This window comes from Pseudolactococcus chungangensis CAU 28 = DSM 22330 (assembly GCF_002441885.1).
In the GTDB taxonomy this organism is placed as follows: Bacteria; Bacillota; Bacilli; order Lactobacillales; family Streptococcaceae; genus Pseudolactococcus; species Pseudolactococcus chungangensis.
The window spans coordinates 178,901-195,049 of record NZ_JXJT01000001.1 but is presented as its reverse complement, the minus strand read 5'-3'; the positions used below and the strand labels follow the sequence as shown (position 1 = coordinate 195,049).

Here is a 16,149-nt window from a genome sequence, read left to right as displayed (position 1 = left end):
GAAAATGACGACTCATGTCGTCGTTTTCATTAGCAAAGGACAATTTTATGAAAAATTTCACGACTGATGAACTTAATCGTCACAATCCTTATCTAGCTTATAAACTACTTTCAGGTAGTGTCATCCCACGACCTATTGCTTGGGTGACGACACAATCAGCCAATGGCGTTGTTAATGCTGCACCTTTCAGTTTCTTCAACGTTGTAAGTAGCCAACCACCATTGGTCAGCATCTCAATGTTAGGACAAAAAGATTCAGTCAATAATTTGCTAGCAACGAAAGAGGCTGTGATTCACTTCATCTCACCGGATAACGTTGAAGAGATGAATCAAACTGCAGCCAGCCTACCAAGTCAAATGAGTGAGGTTAGGACTTTCGACATTCCAACTGAGCCGTCTCGAACAGTTAGCGTCCCGTCTATTATCAATGCGCCAATCCGATTTGAAGCGAAGTTATTCAAACATATACCAATTGAATCCAATGGCTATGTTGTCAGCAATCTCATGCTACTTGAAATCACCAATTTTGCTTTCTCTGATGCTGTATTTGACGCTGAAAAATTCTATGTCAAACCTGATGCCTTTCAACCCATTGCAAGACTTGCCGGCAATACCTATGCTGAATTAGGTGATTTGTTTGATTTAGAAAGACCTCAATAAAATGACAGACAAAAACGATGCCAATTTCACTGATTGACATCGTTTTTTCTTATCTTTTTTTAGGCACCTATATGCTCTTTTTCATCCTCCAACCAGTGTTCCAATAATTCCGCAAAGTTTTCATACATAATGTGTTTGGTTTGGGCAATTTCAGCACGGTGAAATTCTTGATTGCCAATAAAAATTTCAGCAATTTTAGCTTGATTATGTCCGAGTTGCTTGAGTTTGTAGACCATTTGTTCTTTGTTCATACTCTTGCTCCATTCTTTTGATAATTATATTTGTAAGCGTTTTCTATGCATTTATTATAACATAAAAACGCCCAAATGAGCGTTTAAAGTATTGCCTCGATATCTTTTGCGATATTTTCAGGTTTTTTAGCTGACCCATAGCGTTTCACGACTTTACCAGTTTTATCGACTAGGAATTTCGTAAAGTTCCATTTGATGTCAGATGACACAGCACCGCCTTGCTCATCCTTTAAGTAAGTATAAAGCGGCTCAGCGTTTTCACCATTGACATCAATTTTCGCAAATTGTGGAAATGTCGTGTGATAGCGCAATTCACAAAATTCAGCGATTTCTTCTGAGCTACCAGGAGCTTGTCCGCCAAATTGATTAGAAGGAAAATCTAAAATCGTGAATCCTTGCGCCTTGTAAGTATCGTAAAGGGCTTGAAGCCCTTTGTATTGTGGGGTAAAACCGCAACCTGTCGCCGTATTGACGATTAGAAGAGCCTGACCCTCATAGTCAGATAGAGAGACAATCTCTCCTTTATTGTTGGTTACTTTAAAATTATAAATTGTCATAGTTTTATTATACGCTTATTTCGTCAAATCGATGCGTTTCGAGACTTGAGAAATAATTACCGCACCAACCAAAAGTGATAGCAACTCTCCTAAGCCACTTGTCAACCACGTGAAGAAAAAGGGTACTTGGAACATGATGGCAAGCTCGGCAGCAATTGTGACCATTGAGAGAGAAAAAAAGATAGCAAAGTAGATAAAGGCTTTGTTGGTAAGACCTTTGAGTACCTCTTCGTTCAGATATTTTTTGAAAAGATAGACACCTAAGCTGACGAAAACGAGAGTGGATAAGCCACCAACGATGACATCGACAATCCCAAAGACCATATAATTTGAAATCATACAACCAATGGTGACAGCCCAGATGTATTTTCTATTGTAGAAGGCAAGAAAGTTAAATAATTCCGATAGCCTAAATTGTACGGCACCAGAACCTAATGGTCCTAAAACGACCGTAATAATAACATAGAGGGCGATGACGATGGCAATTTGCACCATGTCAATCACTTTAAAATTTTTCATGAAAGTCTCCTTTATCGCATTTGCGAGTATGATACGCTCTGTCAAAGTGAGAAAGTACAGAGGGCTTGTTTTCTAGCAAGTATAAGTATAGCAGATTTATCCTAAAAATGATATACTTCTAGTATGAAAATAACACTGAAAAAAATCATTGCTAACCAAGTTTTTAAGTATCTCGTTGCAGGTGTCGCAGCAACTCTCATTTTTTTTATATTTAAAATGCTGACATTTTCTATCTTTCAAAACGGTGTGGCATCAGAAATTATCGCTCAAACCATTTCTATCATTTTTGCTTTTGTGAGTAACAAATTTTGGGTCTTTGAACGGACAACAAATTCACTTCTACACGAATTTATTAAGTTTGTGACTAGCCGTATCTTTGTAATGCTCCTATCCGTTATGGCGAACTGGTATCTCATTGACACGTATCCGGGTATCATCACGAATGCTTTTCATATCTCCCTCACTCAAAGTGTCTTCTTACTGACACTATTCCTCCAAGTCTTAACCATCGTCTTAAACTATATCTTCTCTAAATTTTTGATTTTTACAAACCAATAATGATGATAAATAGAGACATCCCTAACGTCTATACTGTTCCTGAATTTGCGCCACTATCTTGAGCACCACCCAATGGATGCCTTCATTTTCACTGATATTGTTAGCAACAATGTCGTTTTTTAGGCTGTTAAAGACTTTCTCTGCTAGTTATCAGGCGATTAACAATCCCTTTTCCAAACAAAAAAGACAAGGTTTCATTACCTTGTCCCATTACTTAGCCAAATCAATTTGATTTGGTTTTTTCTTCTGATTTTTTACTATTTACATTTTTGATAATAGCGACGATTTCACCTCGTCTGGTTTCAATGTCATCATGGCGTTTCAGATAAACTGCATTTAAAATGGCACCGAAAATGAGTACTTTGGCGATAAAGATAAACCAAAGCATCAAGGCGAATATCACCAAACTTCCGACGATTTTCAAGTCTGCCATGGCATCTGTTGTTCTGCCGATGTATTTCCCTAGGACATTGGTCAAGAAAACTAAGACAAAGGTTGAAAAAATAGCACCAGGTAAGACGTACTTGATTTTGCGAATTTTAACATTCGGCATAATAAAATAAAGTAGGGCTAAGGCGCAAAACACTGTGATGGTGACTGCGGGTATCGTCATATTATGCAAAGTGGCATAGAGTTGTGGGTCAAACTTGATATACTTGTAAATTTTAGCTAGTACAGTCTGCCCAAATGTCGACAGGAGCACCGCAGCGAACAAGAAAACGATAATCGCAAAACTCGCAAGAATTGAAAAGAATTGACTGACAAGAAAATCACGATGATGACTCACTTCATAAGCTTTGTTCATAGCCATTTGCAAACTTGTCATGGCTTTAGAAAAGGTCCAAAATCCAGTCAAAACTGAGACTGAAAGCAAACCCTTACTCGGATTGGATAAAATATTCTCAACAATATTAGCTACCGTGGCATAGAGTTGATGTGGTAGATTATCCTGCAAAAACTCCAAAATCATAGCAGTATCCAGATGAAGAAAGGGCAAGATATTTCCGACAATCATTAAAACTGGAAACAGAGACAAGAGCAGATAATAAGCGACTGCAATACTCGACAAATTCATCTCAGCTGATCTATAAAAAAACATAAAATCATTGAGACGCCTGGATTCTCGAACTTTTGCAATTAAATTTTTCATGCTACTCATTTACTGTCCTACTTAATACGTCCCTTCTTCACCTTGACTCGTCAAAATGACTGGACCTTCCTTAGTAATCACAAATTGGTGCTCGTATTGGCAAGAAAGACTGCCATCAAGCGTTGTATAACCGCGTTCATTACTTGGGTGGTCAATCTCCCAATCACCTGTGTTAATCATCGGTTCAATGGTCAGGACCATCCCTTCACGCAAACGAAGACCTTTCCCTAGCATGCCATAATGTGGTACAAGTGGATCTTCATGCATCGTGGGGCCAACACCGTGACCAACCAAATCACGAACAACACCATAACCAAAGCTCTCAGCATAGGATTGAATAGCATAGCCAATATCACCAATCCGGTTACCAACTTGCGCCGCCTCAATCCCACGGTAGAGACTTTCTTTAGTGACAGCCATGAGCTGTTTGACCTCATCAGAGACTTCACCAACTGCATACGCCCAACACGAATCCGCAACGCCACCCGTAAAGTTGTCTGCCAGAGCCTTCATCGCCATACCATCATCAAAATTAGCTTTGCTCATGTCAATACCGCCACCTGTACCAATGACCATGTCGACTTTAATCAAATCACCTGATTTCAAGATGTGACCTTTACGCGGAAAACTGTGAGCCACTTCGTCGTTGAGGCAACAGCAAGTGGCATAAGGGTAGGGGTCAACATTGCCTTCGTCGACACCAATTTGCAATGGGATGGCATTTTTTTCTTTACAGATGCGGCGCACATAGCTCTCAATTTCCCACATATCAATACCTGGTTTGATGATGTCGCGTAACCCAACATGGATGCTCGCTAAAACGTCTGAGGCGTCCTGCATCATAGCAATTTCGCGAGGTGATTTAAGTGTAATCATTTAATAAATTATCCTTCTTGTTTTTTTAGTCTACTTCTATTTTATCAAATTTCTAGCACCTTTAGGGAACTATTTAGCTAGTAAATACATTTCTATCACTTAAATGCTGAATAATATAAAGCGAGTTAAAGTCGGCACCGCACTAAAAAAGACACAAAACTTGATTTTTTAGCGCAATTTGGTATAATTTCCTTAATATAAAATGTAAATTGGAGATTATTATGGCTTTGGCTAAGATTGTATATGCTAGCATGACGGGTAATACTGAAGAAATTGCTGACATCGTTGCGGAAAAACTTGAGGCACTTGGTCTCGACGTTGATATTGACGAATGTACGACTGTTGATGCATCTGATTTTGCAGATGCCGACATCGCAATTGTCGCTTCTTACACCTACGGCGATGGCGAATTACCTGACGAAATCGTTGATTTCTACGATGATTTACAAGATTTGGACCTTTCAGGTAAAATCTTCGGTGTTATTGGTTCTGGTGATACTTTCTACGATGAATTTTGCAAATCAGTTGATGATTTTGAAGCTGCTTTTGCTAAAACGTCAGCTGAAAAAGGCGCTGACAGTGTCAAAGTTGATTTGGCCGCTGAAGAAGACGACATCGTTAAACTTGAAGCATTTGCTGAAACACTTGCCGCTAAAGTTAGCTAATTAAACTTGTTCAAAAATAAAAAAAATGCGAGATTGTTCTCGTTTTTTTGTTGATTTTTGAAAAGGCAGACCCAAATTTGAGACCCTAAAAGAAAAGAACCCTTTATTTATAAGGGTTCTTTTGCTATACATGGAGCCGGTGGGAGTTAATAGAATGCTGTTTTATATACGTTTTTATTACATTAGTGTCTTTTTTTGTGTCCTTTTATTCAATACTTGGCGCTTTACCCATTTTAACATTTTTCAATGCCTTTTTATACTTTATTTTTTCACAAACAAAAAACCCTTGCAAACACTAGGCTCACAAGGGTTTTATATCGCTATATTAAAAATTCAATACTTGACCAGCATAAATCAAGTTATGATTACTAATCCCATTAACTAAAACAAGACGCTCAACTGTCGTGCCAAACTGTGATGCAATACTACTCAAAGTATCACCATACTCAACTACACAATATCCTGTTGTGTCTACTGATTGCCCGCCTACAACGTTTAAAGTTTGCCCTTGATAAATAATATCAGGATTGCTTAAAGCGTTAATACGCGCCAATTCTTGCCATGTTGTGCCATACTTCGCAGCAATACTACTTAAGTTTTCGCCATATTGCACGATATGAGTTTGACCAGCATTTACAGTTGGTACGATCGTTGATGCGTCCAATGTCTCAACGTCATACACACTCAACCAGCTCATAATACCATCAAGCAAGACTTTATCGCCTGATTTCTCAATGATTTGGTAAGGTGTCCCTTTAACCCAATCTGGAATCGCTTCACCAGTAGAGTAGTTGTTAGCGCTGAAATTGACTTTGACGGTCATACCAACTTCTTTAGCGCTACCTTTGACCTTGTCGGCTTCTTTACCTGCATTAATTGCTGGTGTTTCGGTAACTGGTTTAGTGGCATTGCCATTTTTATATCCATTATCTGTCACACCAGTTAAATCAATGTTCCCATCAAGGCCACCTGCCACATATGTTGATGTAAACTGGAAAATCTGGATGTTATCCCATGACGGAAAGTAATTGTAATTTGGAGTTGGTGTCACATTGTAGTCTGGGTACTTCGCCATCCAGAGACCAAACTTACTAGAAATCCGATCGAGATCTAGATTATTGACTAGGAAACTCTTATAGCCATATAACAATGGCGTATAGCCTCTATCCTGAATATACTGCAAAGACCACAGAATCACATCTGTATTGGCCACACCGTCCTCAACGTCAAGCGCTACAATCGAACCCTTAGGCGTTTGGACTTGGGCAAGCATAGTATCAAGAACATTCTTTGCCAAGTCCGTATTAGTAACACTTTGATACCAAATATAGGTGTGTGCCCTCTTACCTTGTGCGATTGATGACTGTACCTGTGATCCATATGTTGATTGCCAGTAAATTCCAGCACCGTTATAACCGCCAATCTGTGAGATTGAAAACTTGTCGTGGGCATAACCGAATTGTCCTTGGTCTTTTTGATAGACAGACCAATCCACGCCTTGGTCACCAACTGCTGCGAAAGCTGGATTAGCGTAAGCAAAAAGTCCTAGCCCGATGGCTAAGACTGCTACTGTTTTTCTTAGTTTTTTCATTTATTCACGTCCTTATCGTATTTTCCATGCGATGTAATTTGAAATCATGTTCTTTCTCCTTCAAATATAATCTTCTGGTGCTGGTGCCCAAGGTGTTGCGGTTGAGCCTATTTCAAGTTTTATAGTAGAATACACAAATCCCGATATGTTTGACGCTTGTCTAATGGTAATACTCACAGTATTAGCTAGAGCAGCATCAAAAGATTGATAACTAGATATTTTTTGTACCGGAATATTTACGCGGATTGTAGTACCTAAATCACTTTGTTTAATAGCATAATTAGTATTAGAGATAATTGTGTTATAAGCGTCAGTTCCAACATTTGTAGCTTGAGAATTTTGACCTTTAAGTTGAATAGGAATGTTACTTCCGACACTAGCATTCAAAGGTACATACACGTTGAAACTAAAGTTCATTGCTGAAACCCATGATAAAGACTTGATTCCAGGATTATATATTTGGCTAGAATTAAATAGAGTACTCCAAGCTGTTGTAGTAGAAGTTGACGATAAATTTCTCGTGTTTTTCAACAAATTCCTACCATATATTTGCCTGCCATTGCTGAAAACCTTATCAACTACCTCACCGTCTTTGACAAGCGCCTTGCCATTTATAACTGCCATATTAACCTCCTATAAAGTAAACGCCTGTCTTATCAGGTAGTGCGTCATATTCTGCTTGCGTAACAACGTTGATGACGGCGTCTTTACCATTAGTGCCGTTTATACCAGCTACTCCCTGGATGCCCTGAATACCTTGTGGTCCAGTATCACCCTTAACGCCTTGTTCGCCTTGTATACCCTGCTCGCCAGTGTCTCCCTTGATACCAGTAGCACCTGACATATCAGTAATGAAAGTAAATTCAGTGCCATTCCACAGATACATTTTTGCATTGTCTGGGTCTTCGACAGTTGATGAAATCATAACAAAGTCGCCAGTTGTTAAACCTGCACCGCTCATTGACGCAACACTTGAAAACGTCTCAGCAATTGAAAAATCTTTACCAGATACTCCTTGAATACCTTGTAAGCCTTGTTCTCCCTGCTCTCCGCGCTCACCTTGGATGCCTTGAACGCCTTGCGGTCCAGTGTCGCCCTTTTCACCTTGTGGGCCAACTTTTCCCTCTGGTAGATTGTCAATTAGCTCTTCGGCTAAGTCACTAAACTGTTGCTGAAATTCTCCTAAAGTAATTGACGAAATCAAGTTACCTGAAATGCCGGTGGCGTTTTGATTGATGTATAAATTGACGAAACCAGAATCGGGATAAATCTCATATCCGCTTGAACTGCTCAACCACAACTCTAGTGAGTAACTACCAACGGGCAAGTCACTCAAATCACCAGAACTAATTACAATACGCTTATCGACCCATTTCGCTGAAACACTTTTGAGGTAGCCGACATCAACTTGTTTAATTTTGATAGTGGCTGATAAAGTGCTGTCACTGATAATCACACCGTTTTGCGTTGCTCTAAAACTTAAGTCTGTCTCATTATCTGCGAACTTAAAGCTAGTAACATCTAATGTTAATGTTTTAGTCATAATACCTCCTTGTCATACTTTCCTGCGATATAATTAAGCGTAATACCAGCAAACACTGCAAGTAGTGCAATCGTGCCTGTGATTTTATCCGTGCTAAATCCATAAATAGCACCAATACCAGTAATTAGTGCAGATGCCCCTGGTACGACCATTAATAGAAACTGTTTGATGCGGTCATATTGACCATTGGTTAATTTTGGAAATTTCATTTTTATTACCTTTCTTTAAATAGTGTTTTTAATTGCTCGTCATGAGCAACCAGTTTCTCGCTGTGAGAGTCCAATTTCTCGTCATGTTTCCGCAATTCATCATGCATAGACTGTCGATCGGATTTACTAGCTTCTAAATCTTTATTTAGTAAATCTAAATTACGATTAACTTTGCTTAACGTGTCTGTTATCTCGCTAAATGAGCTGACGACAGGTTTTACAAAATATGCAATTAGTAAAATAATTGCCATCAATGAACCAGCATATGCGCCCAATGTTTCAATACTCAAATTTTAAACCTCATTTCAATTAATAGACCCCTACGATTTTATAGATAAAAGTAGCTGTAGATGAACTAGCTGACCAATTACCAGACCCATCACGATATCTTGCGTCAAGGTACGTGTTACTCTTGTCAAGTGTCGTACCAACCGCTAATTTCCACTCTCGGTTTGCAGCACCTTCTGCATGACTACCAATAGCGATATTGCTGACAAAATCTCTGCCACCCATCTCGCTTGATGTGAGTTGCTTCGTCAAATCCAATTCTAAAATGAATTGAGTTTTATTTTGAGAAATTCCGTAACAGATAAGCGATCTGAATCTGCTGAAATTGTCGTATATAGCAGTACCTGCAGTCAAGTTTCCTGTCCACGCAATCTCTTTTGCGTCGTAGAAAATATTTCTAAAACTAACACTATTTTTTGTTAAAGCTATTGACGAACCAGTTGAAACATAAGAATAGATTGGGAATGTGTAGATTAACCCACCAGAGTTCAAATCTTGTTGATTAAGTGTATCAACTAGCTCTAAACGTAACTGATTGTTGATAGGTACATAATCGCTAGTGCCAGGTGTTCCAGTAGACGTGTTGTCCTGAGTTAGGTCAATCGTGATACATACATAACCAGTCTTATTAGCCTGTGCTGTTAACTGCACTTGTTGAGCATTCTCAATCAATCTACCTTGAACCAGTGCCTTTCCTGCAGCAACATAGACATTAAGTCCTGTTGCGTTTGCAGTCAATCCTGAGATAACTTTATTGTCTGACGTTTGAGCCAGATAGCTGTATAACTGCGCATCAGATTCTGGTGTGACTTTTGCCTTATCAAATTGATAGCCTTGTATTGTCATTGTTTTCCTCCTTTAATTTAATAATTCACTAAGTCGACTTTTGACATGTCCAAATTTCAATTTGACACGGTCAGAATCGCTCATATATTCATATCCAGTTAAGACCGATTTATAAAGTCTTTCGTTACTATAGATTGTAGCTAACGTACCAAGTTTTAAATTTTCTATATTGAAAAATTCATTTACTTTAGACATCGTGAAACTAATCTCGTGTGAGTAGTAGTTGCCTTTAAGCTCGCTGTTGGCTAAATCGTCATAACTAGGCTTATCAGTCGCTGTCGTATCGTATATAGCTACTTTGGTGATTGTTGGTTTCACGACAGCAGTGTCAGCATAATTACTTGTGATGTCGTTATTAGTGGTCAAATAGCGTTCAGCTAACACATTCGGACCTTCTGAATTTGTCGTATTTTTGTTGACGATAAGCAAGTGATTTTGGGTATTTTTTCCAACTTCAGTTGTGGAAACCTCCCAATCTTGAAAATCTGCGATATTGTCCTTAAGCTGCATAGTGTCTGTAATAGCTTCAATGACTGTCTTAATACGACCATTCTCAAACTTGTCAAATTTCCATACAACATTGTACTTCTTGAAACCATTAATTGCATAGCTCATCAAGTTTGTCGCTTTTGGTGGCTCAGCTGGTTGATAGATGTGTGGGGTATTTGTCTTGACTTCAATATCTAAGATATTCAAATCCTTAGACGCATCCTGCAAGAGATACCTATTGACCAAGTTCTTGAAATGTTGCTCAAAGCTAGACCCACTCATTCGAGTTGCTGGAAACTCAAAGTTAACTAGACCTAACAGGTCTTTGGCAACAACCTTTTTATCTTCATAACTTGAGATCACCCCGAAAAATGAAACCACTGCGCTGTTCATTACTTTAGCTAAAATGAAATCGCCACGGACAAATGACGCATCATCTGGCAACTCAAATGTGCTGGCATCCTGTGTAATATAGTCTGGTTGGATAGCGGCCTTAGAAACGATGATAGGCTCTTGTGTGATTACTCCTTTTCGGTCAATTATCCAAATATTTACTTGCTCACTCATACTGTGATATACTCCTCTCTGTAATTGAATGACACATCACCAACATTGTGAAATGCTAGTGTGACATGCCCCTCTGGTATTGTGACGAAATTAGATTTAGACAGGTCTTGCTGTTGATAGACATCTGATATCGTTCCGTCAGGCGCTATTAGTTTGACACGTTGCTTTTGAACAACACTTGACACAACCAATTTATACCATTCAGGCACATCAATATTATAGCCATCAGACTGTAATACTTTAGACCCGTCCAATATTTCCCAATATGGATTTGTGCATGGACCATGTACGGTAATTTCAACTGGTGACCCTTTTGCTGACCCAATATACACTGAATTATTTTCAATCTGGAAAACACCAGATTTACCGTTATAATCTGATTCGTACACAAATGGATAAACATAGTAATTGTTACTTGGTTTGCCTGAATAGAAGTCAGAATGCATATCAGACACATCGCCACGAATCAGCATTGGCTCACGGAAATATGTCGACATCGTACCAATCGTTGATAAGTTTTGATTAATTAAGTACAACTTGAAAACACCATCTTCTGGTACTAAAAATGATATTGCAGTAGTCTTGAAACTTGATGAACTAGCTGTAATACCTAAATCTGAGTACTTGTAGTTCTTCTCACTAGTGCCATAAACAACTCTTATCACTGGTCTGTCATAGTCTGGATTGTTTTCAGTTTTGATATCAACACGAAAAGATAGACGTTCGCCTTTTCTGACATTGAGACCCCAAGAGTTGGCGAAACTTGATAGCTTATTGTTGCTTGATGTCAGTTTCAGAATGTTAGAATTTGGCTTATCAGATGTCGGTACTTGTATCTGATAAGTACCTTCTGGGTCGCTAACATTCGACCAATACTGCATGCCATCCAAGAAGTTAGGATTAGCTATCAAATTTCTCGGACGATTCATACCGATATAAATCTTTCCATCACCTTCTGTATCAGAATTTGGCTTGTATGTCTCGTAAATTTCTTTATAGAAAGGAGTTGTGAAATCTAAAGTCAAACTTTCAGCTAAAACGTTAGTAACTATTTCGCCTTTTGACAGCTCGGAAAGCACGCATTCTCTTTTAAATGTTTTTCCGCTTATTTCGTAAACTAGCTTAAATGGAGGTTTATTCAGAAATTTTACAAATTCTTCATATTTTTCGTATGGAGTTGTAGAATTTCTGCTGAAAATAATATCTAGCTTTAAACTAGCGGAATTTAGCACAGTCTTTTCTTGTAAAAAATTAGCGCTGACATTTGAAAAACTGTTAGAAAAAGAAACACCTAATCCTGTTGGATTCAAGACGAAAATTTCATGATTATTCAAATCTACCAAATCATCTTCGCTATTATAAAGCAAAAATTTTCTTGATGTCATACATTCCCCCTTAATATCAGTTTTTCAGTTTCTTTATAAGAAATTCTAGCTAAATCACCACCAGGGAAATCCAATGCAAGTTCTTTACTTGCAATAATCGATAGTAGCTGAATCATTTGAGCAAAATTACTACTCATATCTCCAATTTGATTAGCTACTGCTGCTTCGACGTATTCCATTAGATCAGAAAGTGGAGCTACTGCTTCTTTACCAGCTTCCCCACCAACCATAAGGCTATTTCCGTTTTGACCAAAGATTGTAGGTTTGGTCAAAATACCCCCATCTGCGAACCAGTCAACACCTAAACTCGGTATCTTACCTTTAAGCAAGTCTCCTATTTCCCAGCCAGCAGGGTTGATACTAAAATGTGGCATCGGTATTTTTGGCCACGTAATACTGAAACTAAAGAAACCTTTGATCGCGTCTACAATTCCTTTGATAACGCCTTTTGCTGTTTCTAATGGATTTATAAAAGCATCTTTTATACCGTTGAAAATACCGCTTACGATTCCAACTATTCCGCCAAGTATTCCACTAAAGAAGTTAACGATTGCACTTAAAGACGAAGTAATGAAATTAATTATTTGAGAAAATACACCAGACACAATTCCGATGAGCCCTTGAAACACTTGTGCAAATCCTTGACCGATTTGTTCTCCGTTCAAAGTGAAGATGCCGATGACTATACTAAATATACCTTGCAAAACGCTGACAATTCCATTGAATATTGTCATTACATTTGTTACTGTATTTTGAAAGAACGAAACAAATACATCTAACACAGGCTGAAAACCACTAAAAATACTTGCTAGAAATCCAAAAATTGAGCTAAAAAACGGCGATATTGAAGACCACACGCCTTTTAACCACTCGACTATTACCACCCAGTTTTTTATAGCCAGTACTATTGCTGCTATTACAGCTATAACAGCAACAACAACACCAATTATTGGTAGCAAAGTCCCTGTTAAAAATGCCATTCCGCCACCAGCAACTACCACAGCTCCACTTAATGCGGAAAATATGGTTATCATAGCCGCTATAAACGGCGCTAGAGTGGTAAATGCAACCAATAGCGCACCTAAGACAACAACAAACGTCTTAATTCCAGTTGGCATATTTGAAAATATATCTCCAAGAGATTTTAAAACTGGTATTAGTGAATCTAAAATTGGTTGTAACCCTTCAGCAATCGTTGCGCCGAGTTCGCTAAAAGACAACTTAGCTGACTGTAAAGCCACTGCCTGCTTGTCTATTGGATCCTCTGTTGACTCGAATGTCTTTTTAACGGTTCCGCTAGATTTTTCAGCAGCACCGCCTAATTCATCTAGGTTAAATTTACCGCGTTGTATAGCGTCAACCATACGAGTAGCGCCTTTAGTCCCAAAAACTTCACTCGCAATAGTAAGCGCCTCTGTTTGGCTTTTTGCTCCTTTTATGGAATCGATAGTCCCTTTCAATCCTTCTTGTAAAGTTTTGCCATCTTTTGCATACACAACATTAGCTTTTGATAGGCTACTTAATGCTCCAGCACCATCAACGCCAGCTTGTTCAAACTTACCTAGCATTTCTGTTCCTTCGCCAAACGATAAACCTAAAGCTTTTATTTGTGGTGCTCCTTCAACAGCTTTTGTCATCAGGTCATCAACACTAACGCCAGTTTTTTGAGACACTGTAGTGACTGTATCTAACACACTACCTAAGTCATCGTAACTTAAGTTGTAAGTCTCAATTGCGCTTTTTGCATTATCAATACTTGATTTAACATCTGTATTATTGATTTCTGCGAATTGCATTAATTGTGTACCATACTCAGTTAACTTATCGCCTGAAAAACCGAATTGTTGAGTGAGCGAACCTAGTGCTTGACCTAAATCAGCGGTACTTTCTATTGGCATCGAGGTATAAATCTTATCAAATGAAGCTTTTATAACATCTGAATTTTGACCTGTTGTGGTTGTAAATGTGTCCATACCATCGTCAATATCTCTGAAAGCGTCTTGGGCTGCTGCTGCAACTTCTTTTAACTTTTCGCCAACTTCTGCAACTTTATCAGTGGCGTTCATTAAATTGCCACTTGTTATGCCGTTGCCTAATTTACCAAGTTCACCATCGGTCTGATTAGATGTAGTTTTCAGATTTTCTAAGTCATTTTTAACTCCTTTAATAGACCCGCCATCATCAACTTTATCAAGGGACTGTTTCATCTCTTTTAAATCAGTACCAGCGCCAAGCGCTTCTTTACCAATTTTATTAAGCACCATTTCTAATTGGTCACTTGTAGCCGTCCCGTTCTTTATAGAGTTAACTAGCCTAGTGCCTAGAATATCGCTGAAGTCATCGATTGATTTTCCGCTTGCTTCAAAAAAAGTGTTTAGTCTTTTGGTATTTTGTCCTAATTTTTCTTGTTCAGTTTGTAGTCCGCTTAATTGAGACTTGTATCCCTTCAGACTTTGTTCGGTAGTCGCAATCTCACGCTGAAATGCTCTATACTGTTCTTCTCCGATATTCCCAGATTTATACTGAGCTTCTACCTGAGATTGAGCGGATTTAAGCTGATTGAGTTTATCAGATGTGTTCTCAATCGATTTAGTTAACAGCTCTTGTTTTTGAGATAGCCCCGTGACGTTAGAAGGGTCAAATTTAAGCAGTTTATTAACCTGACCTAATTCTGAATTAAGCTTAACAGACGTGCTGTTAACTCCTTTCAAAGCCTTATCTAAACCAGTTGCATTCCCGTCAATCTCAATCGTGATACCTTTTATATTTTTACCTGCCATTTTTCTCCTTTCATTTAAAATTTATTGAAATCACTTTGAGTAGCCTTTCTTTCAGCGCCACCTGTGTTTTCTTTGTCGTTATTTTGAATCCATTCCTGAATGTAATCTAAACACTGACCGATATTCATATTGTCTAAATCTTCCATAGTCAATCCGCATTGTCTACATACATAGAAAAACGATTCCTCTGTAAATAATTCGTCAGAACCGCTTTTCTTATCTACTTTTTTTTGGACTCAATAGAACCGTGCAATAGCTCTGTTACCTCAGGGAATACCTCTGCGATAGGCATTGAATCAAATCCATCTAGCCATGTCATGGGTTCTGGAATTGATGGATTTGCAGTTTTAGCAAGAACCCAAATGAAGTTATAAAATACCTCAAAGTCAAGGAAATTCAAATCTTCAAAAGAGATATTAAGCAAGTCAAATTCTTTGCCTTCTTTTCCTTGAAAAAGTTTAGAAAGTTTCAAAAGCTCGCCAAAATAGTCTTTTTTAAATTGAGCCTTATAACGAAGTGGTGTTGCTGCCGTGGATTTCAAAAGCACTGGTTTGTCGTCGATATAAATTGTTTTTTCCATGTTTTTCTCCTAAAAAAAAGGCAGCCTTAGCCACCTCTTTGAACTATTATGTCATCCTGCGGCAGGTTGTGCGCCTTTTACATAGACCGCTTTAAACCAGTCGTTGTATTTCGTTGACTCTGCACTAGTTGTCTGAGTCTTGATGAGTTTTTCATCACCAATTACAAGCTGTTTAGCTTTGAAAGGCAACTCTACGCCAGAAATATCCTTACCTGTTTTAGATGAGATACTAGCGCGGCTACCGTTGCAGTAGTAGAGTACATGCCGTGTTTTCGTCTCGTCTCCATCAAATTGGAAAAGTAAGGCGAACGGGCTGAATTTTGCATCAGCTAGTTCGGTAATTGTCCCGTCTGTTTCGTCTAGCACCTCACCAAGAATATCCGAACGGAAAGATAAAGGCATATTAGCGATTGTAAGAGTTCCGCTATATCCGTTATTTTCGTCTTCTGTGAAGTACTGCGAATCGTTATCCGCTGCAAATTCAACTGAATTTGTCTCTGGATCCATTTTAAATTCAACGGAACCTTTTAAAGCGACTGGCGGTGCAAATGTAGGTGCGCCGTTTTCACCAAACGTCAACTTGGCATAGTGTGCGTTTTCAAGTCCGTAAACGACTTTGTTTTCTTTTGCTGGCAT

Annotated in this window: 20 protein-coding genes and 1 riboswitch; of the genes, 3 read left to right on the top strand and 17 right to left on the bottom strand. The window is 38.6% G+C overall.

Annotation, left to right across the window (positions count from 1 at the left end):
• Positions 1-47 precede the first annotated feature (47 nt).
• The gene (locus tag RR45_RS01020) at positions 48-659 is read left to right on the top strand and encodes a flavin reductase family protein (protein WP_031366156.1); all 612 of its coding nucleotides are present in this window, start codon (positions 48-50) and stop codon (positions 657-659) included.
• 59 nt (positions 660-718) lie between these two features.
• Here RR45_RS01020 and RR45_RS01015 read toward each other — a convergent pair whose 3' ends face one another.
• The 3 genes from RR45_RS01015 to RR45_RS01005 all read right to left on the bottom strand — a co-directional run bounded on the left by RR45_RS01015 (position 719) and on the right by RR45_RS01005 (position 1,986).
• Positions 719-910 (bottom strand): hypothetical protein, encoded by a 192-nt coding sequence (locus RR45_RS01015; protein ID WP_031366157.1) that lies wholly within the window; start codon positions 908-910, stop codon positions 719-721.
• An 83-nt stretch (positions 911-993) separates the two neighbouring features.
• Positions 994-1,467: a glutathione peroxidase gene (locus RR45_RS01010; protein ID WP_031366158.1), complete on the bottom strand. Its 474-nt coding sequence runs from the start codon at positions 1,465-1,467 to the stop codon at positions 994-996.
• Positions 1,468-1,482: 15 nt separating this feature from the next.
• Entirely contained in the window at positions 1,483-1,986 is a 504-nt protein-coding gene (locus RR45_RS01005) for a QueT transporter family protein (protein WP_031366159.1), read from the bottom strand.
• A riboswitch (PreQ1 riboswitch) is annotated at positions 1,984-2,081 on the bottom strand. Its footprint overlaps the gene before it by 3 nt.
• A gap of 28 nt (positions 2,082-2,109) precedes the next feature.
• Between RR45_RS01005 and RR45_RS01000 the strand changes: the two genes are divergently transcribed.
• On the top strand, positions 2,110-2,544 hold the full coding sequence (locus tag RR45_RS01000) for a GtrA family protein (RefSeq protein WP_031366160.1): 435 nt from the start codon (positions 2,110-2,112) through the stop codon (positions 2,542-2,544).
• A 223-nt stretch (positions 2,545-2,767) separates the two neighbouring features.
• On the opposite strand, the gene RR45_RS00995 is transcribed toward RR45_RS01000, so the two are convergent.
• On the bottom strand, positions 2,768-3,694 hold the full coding sequence (locus RR45_RS00995) for a YihY/virulence factor BrkB family protein (RefSeq protein ID WP_031366161.1): 927 nt from the start codon (positions 3,692-3,694) through the stop codon (positions 2,768-2,770).
• A gap of 21 nt (positions 3,695-3,715) precedes the next feature.
• The gene (locus RR45_RS00990) at positions 3,716-4,570 is read right to left on the bottom strand and encodes a methionyl aminopeptidase (RefSeq protein WP_031366162.1); all 855 of its coding nucleotides are present in this window, start codon (positions 4,568-4,570) and stop codon (positions 3,716-3,718) included.
• Between the two features lie 221 nt (positions 4,571-4,791).
• Here RR45_RS00990 and RR45_RS00985 point away from each other — a divergent pair, with 221 nt between their 5' ends.
• Entirely contained in the window at positions 4,792-5,235 is a 444-nt protein-coding gene (locus RR45_RS00985) for a flavodoxin (protein WP_003137336.1), read from the top strand.
• A gap of 325 nt (positions 5,236-5,560) precedes the next feature.
• Here RR45_RS00985 and RR45_RS00980 read toward each other — a convergent pair whose 3' ends face one another.
• The 12 genes from RR45_RS00980 to RR45_RS00925 form a co-directional block, all read right to left on the bottom strand.
• Positions 5,561-6,826 (bottom strand): LysM peptidoglycan-binding domain-containing protein, encoded by a 1,266-nt coding sequence (locus RR45_RS00980; RefSeq protein WP_031366163.1) that lies wholly within the window; start codon positions 6,824-6,826, stop codon positions 5,561-5,563.
• Between the two features lie 60 nt (positions 6,827-6,886).
• Positions 6,887-7,450 carry a DUF7013 family protein gene (locus RR45_RS00975; RefSeq protein WP_072353548.1) on the bottom strand — a complete coding sequence of 188 codons (564 nt, stop codon included), beginning with the start codon at positions 7,448-7,450 and terminating at the stop codon, positions 6,887-6,889.
• 1 nt (position 7,451) lies between these two features.
• On the bottom strand, positions 7,452-8,369 hold the full coding sequence (locus RR45_RS00970; protein WP_031366165.1) for a collagen-like domain-containing protein: 918 nt from the start codon (positions 8,367-8,369) through the stop codon (positions 7,452-7,454).
• A complete protein-coding gene (locus tag RR45_RS00965) occupies positions 8,366-8,578 on the bottom strand; it encodes a phage holin (RefSeq protein WP_072353547.1) in 213 nt (70 codons plus the stop codon). The genes RR45_RS00970 and RR45_RS00965 overlap by 4 nt, the downstream gene beginning before the upstream one ends.
• Before the next feature lie 5 nt (positions 8,579-8,583).
• Positions 8,584-8,829: a hypothetical protein gene (locus tag RR45_RS00960; RefSeq protein ID WP_072353563.1), complete on the bottom strand. Its 246-nt coding sequence runs from the start codon at positions 8,827-8,829 to the stop codon at positions 8,584-8,586.
• 58 nt (positions 8,830-8,887) lie between these two features.
• Positions 8,888-9,712, bottom strand: a complete 825-nt coding sequence (locus tag RR45_RS00955; protein WP_072353546.1) for a hypothetical protein — start codon at positions 9,710-9,712, stop codon at positions 8,888-8,890.
• A gap of 12 nt (positions 9,713-9,724) precedes the next feature.
• Positions 9,725-10,768, bottom strand: coding sequence for a hypothetical protein (locus RR45_RS00950; protein WP_072353545.1), 1,044 nt, complete (start codon positions 10,766-10,768; stop codon positions 9,725-9,727).
• Positions 10,765-12,153, bottom strand: a complete 1,389-nt coding sequence (locus tag RR45_RS00945) for a phage distal tail protein domain-containing protein (protein ID WP_072353544.1) — start codon at positions 12,151-12,153, stop codon at positions 10,765-10,767. Before RR45_RS00945 ends, RR45_RS00950 begins: the two co-directional genes overlap by 4 nt.
• Positions 12,150-14,933 (bottom strand): phage tail tape measure protein, encoded by a 2,784-nt coding sequence (locus tag RR45_RS00940; RefSeq protein WP_031366170.1) that lies wholly within the window; start codon positions 14,931-14,933, stop codon positions 12,150-12,152. The genes RR45_RS00945 and RR45_RS00940 overlap by 4 nt, the downstream gene beginning before the upstream one ends.
• Before the next feature lie 14 nt (positions 14,934-14,947).
• Positions 14,948-15,079: a hypothetical protein gene (locus RR45_RS11485; protein WP_096823126.1), complete on the bottom strand. Its 132-nt coding sequence runs from the start codon at positions 15,077-15,079 to the stop codon at positions 14,948-14,950.
• A 74-nt stretch (positions 15,080-15,153) separates the two neighbouring features.
• Positions 15,154-15,513: a hypothetical protein gene (locus RR45_RS00930; RefSeq protein ID WP_031366172.1), complete on the bottom strand. Its 360-nt coding sequence runs from the start codon at positions 15,511-15,513 to the stop codon at positions 15,154-15,156.
• Positions 15,514-15,564: 51 nt separating this feature from the next.
• Positions 15,565-16,149 (bottom strand): major tail protein, encoded by a 585-nt coding sequence (locus RR45_RS00925; protein WP_031366173.1) that lies wholly within the window; start codon positions 16,147-16,149, stop codon positions 15,565-15,567.